Below are 5,807 nucleotides of genomic sequence, written 5' to 3' on the forward strand. Positions count from 1 at the left end.
CTCTTTCGTAGCATTTTTGATTACTTATCAGGTCGACTATGCTGAGTATTTCCATAACGAAAAGTATCTCAATGGCAAACACACATTTAGTTTACCAGAGCAGTTTGGATTCTGATATGAGCCACGCATTTTATACAAGAAAAAGCCGCTATAAGAAGCGGCTTATATCATTTCTTTAAACTACTTCTTCTTAGGCACTTTAGCCTTAGATTCAATATTCCATTTACCGTCTACGAACTTAGCAACAAAACCTGAAGGCTTACCTTCTTTATCGCCAACAACATATTGCTCTTTAGTTTTACGACTAAATTTAACGACGGTCTTATTTCCTTGATCATCTTTTGTTGGAGCATCAGCTAAATAACTGTACTTGTCCCACAACAGAGATTTGTACTTAACCAGTTCTTCAATCAATGGTGCGCGCGTTTCTCTTGAACGAGGGAACGTACTTGCTGCTAAGAATATGCCTGCAGCACCGTCACGTAGAACAAAATGGGCATCTGATTTTGTACATTTCAATTCAGGTAAGAAAATAGGATCTTCTTTTGGTGGTGCTACCTCACCATTTTTCAACAATTTACGAGTATTTTTACATTCTTCATTTGTACAACCAAAGTACTTTCCGAAACGACCGTTTTTAAGCTCCATATCTGCACTACAACGATCGCACTCAATCAAAGGACCATCATACCCTTTGATTTTGAATGTACCTTTTTCAACTTCATAACCTTCACAACTTGGGTTTTGACCACAAACATGCAGTTTACGAGATTCATCAATGAGGTAACTGTCCATTGCCGTGCCACAGATTTGGCAACGTTTCATCGCTCTCAAAGCATCGGTTTCTGATGTTGCAATATCACTGACGGCTTCATCACCCGGCGTTAAGTTCATTGTAGTTTTACAACGTTCTTTCGGAGGAAGAGCATAGCCTGAACAACCAAGGAATACCCCTGTTGACCCAGTACGAATTCCCATATGTCGGTGACATGTTGGGCATTCGATGTCTGTCTCAACCATATGGTTTGGTTTCATGCCGCCTTCATCAGGCTCTAGTTCAGCTTTTTCAATCTTACCGGTAAAGCCCTTATAGAAACCGTCGAGAACATTCTTCCAGTCAAGTTCACCATGAGCAACATCATCCAATGTCTGCTCCATATCAGCAGTAAAGTCATAGCTCATAAGATCAGGGAAGCTACCAACTAAACGCTCACTGACAATTTCACCCATTTTCTCAGCATAAAAACGGCGATTTTCAACTTTTACATAGCCACGGTCTTGGATAGTAGAAATAATCGTTGCATAGGTTGACGGACGACCAATGCCACGCTTTTCAAGTTCTTTAACTAACGATGCTTCACTGAAACGTGCAGGTGGTTTAGTGAAGTGTTGGTTGGGTTCTACACCATCAAGACTAAGTACGTCACCAATCGATAACATTGGCAAATCACTTTCTTCATCGTTCTTTTTCTTAATCGCAGGTTGTACTTTAGTCCAACCATCAAATTTAAGCGTTCTGCCTGAAGCCGTTAATAAGTAATCTCCCGCTTCAACTTTAAGTTTTGTTGCATCATATTGTGCAGGTGTCATCTGACATGCAACAAATTGACGCCAAATAAGCTCGTATAAGCGCTGTGCGTCACGTTCCACCTCATTTAGAAATGCGGCTTCAAGTTTTACGTTTGAAGGCCTAATCGCTTCGTGAGCTTCCTGAGCACCTTGCTTACTTCCGTATCGAATTGGATTTTCTGGTAAGTAGGCAGTACCAAACTCAGAGCTGATCATCTCACGAACGTTATCTAATGCTTCTTGGCTCAAGTTCGTTGAGTCTGTACGCATATAAGTGATGTGCCCGGCTTCATATAAGCGCTGCGCCAACATCATGGTTTTCTTAACGCCGAAGCCTAAACGTGTGCTGGCTGCTTGTTGTAAAGTAGAAGTGATATAGGGCGCTGACGGTTTACTACTCGTGCCACGAACATCTCGTGCAACAACTTTAAACCCTGCTGAGCTTAGTGCACTTACAGCAACATTTGCTTCAGATTCATTCTTAGGCTTAAAGGCATCGCCTTTATACTTAACAACTTCAAGTTTTAATTTATCACTTGCCGCTGTTTGAAGTTCAGCAAACACATCCCAGTATTCTTCTGGTACAAAAGCTTTAATTTCGCCTTCACGTTCAACAACTAAACGCACTGCAACGGATTGAACACGCCCTGCAGATAAACCACGTGCGACTTTCTTCCAAAGAAGTGGCGATACCATAAAACCAACAACACGGTCTAAGAAACGACGCGCTTGTTGTGCATTAACCATATTGGTATCAAGTTCCGATGGCTTGCTGAAGGCATCTTGAATGGCAGACTTGGTGATCTCATTAAATACAACACGTTGATAGCGAGATTCATCACCACCAATTATCTGTTGTAAATGCCAAGCAATGGCTTCCCCTTCTCTATCCAAATCGGTTGCGAGATAAACGCAATCAGCGTTTTCAGCTAACTTCTGTAACTCGTTAACGACTTTCTCTTTACCAGACAAGATTTGATACTGTGCTTTCCAACCGTTTTCTGGGTCTACGCCCATACGAGCAACTAAGGCTTTTTTCTCTTTTTGCTTCTTATACTTAGCCTTTTCTTCAGCTGACATTTTGCGAACTTCGGCCGCAGTTTTCGCTGCTTTATCCGTTGTTTTTGCAGAGGAAGATGTTGGTAGATCACGAATGTGACCAACACTGGATTTAACAATGAAGTCTTTTCCAAGATACTTATTAATTGTCTTAGCTTTAGCCGGCGATTCGACAATAACTAGCGATTTACCCATAGTGTGATTTACGCCAAAATGCAGATGAAGATAAAATTGGCAACATATATAGAGTGTTGTGCCGAGAGTTTCAAGTCATAACCTCCTTTATTTGTGCCGCTAACTCACTTTTTAACCATCTAATAAAAAGTTGTAAAAAATATTTTTGCGATATTAAAACTTAATAGTCATATATTTACCACACATAAAAACATAGTTATGCAATTATTAGCGTAATTTTATGAATGTTTCAAATATTGAACAGTTGTGAAGCAAATTTTCATACGTATACTACTGATCCATCTTCGAAGCATTCACCTTAAATACGAATAATATTAACAATAGGTATAAAATGACTGATTCTTTGCAATCTTTGATTACTAAACTCGAAAACTGCTTGTGCCCAGCAGGCAACGGTGTATTTACTGTAAACACGGCAAAGGAAAGAAAGCAAGCATTACATTTAGCACTTTTTGGTGATGATGATGCAAGTATTGTTGACAAAAACTGGAAATCGTCACTGCTTCAATTATCGTCAGATAATAAAAAAGCCGTTGTGATGGGCATTGCGTCAGATTGTGGTGGTGGTATTCTCCGTGGTGCAAACTGGGGTCCATTATTCCTACGTAATACGCTGTTAAATCAGCATAATTCTCTTGGTTACTTCGATTTAGGTGATGTACGTGTTATCCCGCACTTACTGCATGATAAATATCTTAACGACCCAACAATTGAAAATTGCCGTAAAGCATTATACCAAGATCCCCAGTCATCTTACCCAATCAGTCCTCTAAGTATTACTGAAGATGTATTGCACGATTTTTATGCTGAATTTCCAACTAAAGGCATTTTTGGAATTGGTGGCGATCACTCAAACAGTTACCCTCTAACAAAGGCTTACTTACAAGCGAAAAAGAAACAAGGTAAGCGTGTAGCCATCATCCACTTTGATGCTCATACAGACCTATTGGTTGAACGCTTAGGTATTGATCTGTGTTTTGGTTCTTGGTGTACTCACATTCTTGAAGATTTGAATGACAACAGCCACTTAGTTCAAATTGGTATTCGTTCGAGCGGTAAACCAAAGTCACATTGGGAAGATACGTTTGGTGTAAGACAACATTGGGCGCACGAAGTGATTAAAAATGGTGCAGCTAAAACTGTTGAAACGATTCTAGCGCATTTAAAAGATGAGAAAATTGATGAGCTTTATGTCAGCTTTGACATCGATGCCATTGATTCTGAATTTGCTTCTGCCACTGGCACACCTGAGCCTGATGGGTTAACACCTGAGCAAGCAAAACAAATCATTGCAACGCTGTCAGAGTTTTATCCAATAACAGGCGCTGACATGATGGAAATTGCACCATTTACAGACGCTTCCGGTCGTGGAGCGTCAAGTTCAGAAGAAACATTAAAAGTTGGTGGCGACATTTCAGCAATGCTAATTGAAGCTATTTCTAAATAAACGAACAAAAAGTTAGCATTCATTAAGCTTGGTTTGTCTATATTTATATTACTTGTAGACCAATCAAGCTTAAGATGAAATACATTGAAGCTAACTTTGATGGCCTTGTCGGGCCAACTCACAATTACTCCGGCCTTTCTTTTGGAAATGTTGCTTCACAAAGCAGTGCCAAGCAAGTTTCTAACCCTAAATCAGCCGCACTTCAAGGGTTAAAGAAAGCCAAAGCACTTGCTGATATGGGCCTCACTCAAGGCATACTTGCACCACAAATGCGCCCTGACGTTTATTCGTTAAGACAACTCGGTTTTTTAGGTTCTGATAGTCAAGTCCTCGAAAAAGCATTTAAGCAGGCACCAACTGTTTTTAATGCTTGTTGCAGTGCTTCAAGCATGTGGGCTGCAAATGCTGCAACGGTATCTCCTAGTCCAGATACTGCAGATGAGAAAGTGCATTTCACAGCAGCGAACTTGACTGATAAACTTCATAGAAGTATTGAGCACCCAACCACATCTAAAATTCTAAAAGCGATCTTTCCTGACGAGCGTTACTTCAGTCATCACTCAGCTTTACCTTCTCATTTAGTATTTGGAGATGAAGGTGCCGCTAACCATACTCGCCTGTGCAATAGTTATGGTGATAAAGGTCTAGAACTTTTCACCTATGGAGAGCACGTGTCAAGCTCTACTTCAGAGCGTCCTAAAAACTATCCTGCAAGACAAAAACTTGCGGCCTCACAAGCTGTTGCTCGCCTTCATCAACTGAATCCAGATTTCACTGCTTTCATACAGCAAAATCCAAAAGTCATTGACCAAGGGGTTTTCCATAATGATGTGATTGCGGTCGGTAACCTAAACACGCTTTTTTATCACCAAGATGCGTTCATAAACCAAAGTACTGTTTTTGAAAGCATCAATACTAGGTTGAACGAAAACCTTGAACTTATCGAAGTGCCTAGCTCAAAAGTTTCAGTTAAAGATGCTGTTTCAAGTTACTTATTCAATACCCAGTTAATTGAATTATCTAATGGGAAGATGGCGCTCATTGCGCCATTGGAATGCCAAGAAAACAATCGTGTTTATGCTTACCTTTCTGAATTAACGACGCTTGATACATCGATCCGAGATGTCAACTACTTCGATGTAAAGCAAAGCATGCAAAATGGCGGTGGTCCTGCATGTCTAAGATTAAGAGTTGTATTGAGTGAATCTGAATTAGTTGCAGTAAATCCATCGACATTACTTAATAACCACTTGTATATAGAGTTGGAAAGTTGGATAAATCAACACTACCGTGATCAACTCGAAATCAAAGATATGACAGACGTAGCTTTTTTGAATGAAATCAGGACTGCGCTAGATGAACTTACGCAGATTTTGGCTCTAGGTTCGATTTATTCGTTTCAATAATAGACGAAAACTTAACAACCACCGTCTGAAAGACGGTGGGTTACACTATGCAGGCTGAAAGCCCGCTCCTATACGACATCACTCCAAATCAAAATTATCGTTATCTTTTCGCTCAAAGTGATGCTGTAAAT

General features: G+C 40.2%; 3 protein-coding genes. 2 read left to right on the forward strand and 1 reads right to left on the reverse strand.

Going from position 1 to position 5,807, the window contains the following annotated elements; translation table 11 throughout:
• Positions 1-180: 180 nt before the first annotated feature.
• Positions 181-2,823 (reverse strand): type I DNA topoisomerase, encoded by a 2,643-nt coding sequence (topA, locus tag JQC92_RS20600; RefSeq protein ID WP_205001415.1) that lies wholly within the window; start codon positions 2,821-2,823, stop codon positions 181-183.
• 331 nt (positions 2,824-3,154) lie between these two features.
• Here topA and JQC92_RS20605 point away from each other — a divergent pair, with 331 nt between their 5' ends.
• Entirely contained in the window at positions 3,155-4,270 is a 1,116-nt protein-coding gene (locus JQC92_RS20605) for an arginase family protein (protein ID WP_205001416.1), read from the forward strand.
• A gap of 74 nt (positions 4,271-4,344) precedes the next feature.
• Positions 4,345-5,676 carry an N-succinylarginine dihydrolase gene (astB, locus tag JQC92_RS20610; RefSeq protein ID WP_205001417.1) on the forward strand — a complete coding sequence of 444 codons (1,332 nt, stop codon included), beginning with the start codon at positions 4,345-4,347 and terminating at the stop codon, positions 5,674-5,676.
• The last annotated feature ends 131 nt before the right edge of the window (positions 5,677-5,807 follow it).

This window comes from Parashewanella hymeniacidonis, from assembly GCF_016900895.1.
GTDB lineage: Bacteria > Pseudomonadota > Gammaproteobacteria > Enterobacterales > Shewanellaceae > Parashewanella > Parashewanella hymeniacidonis.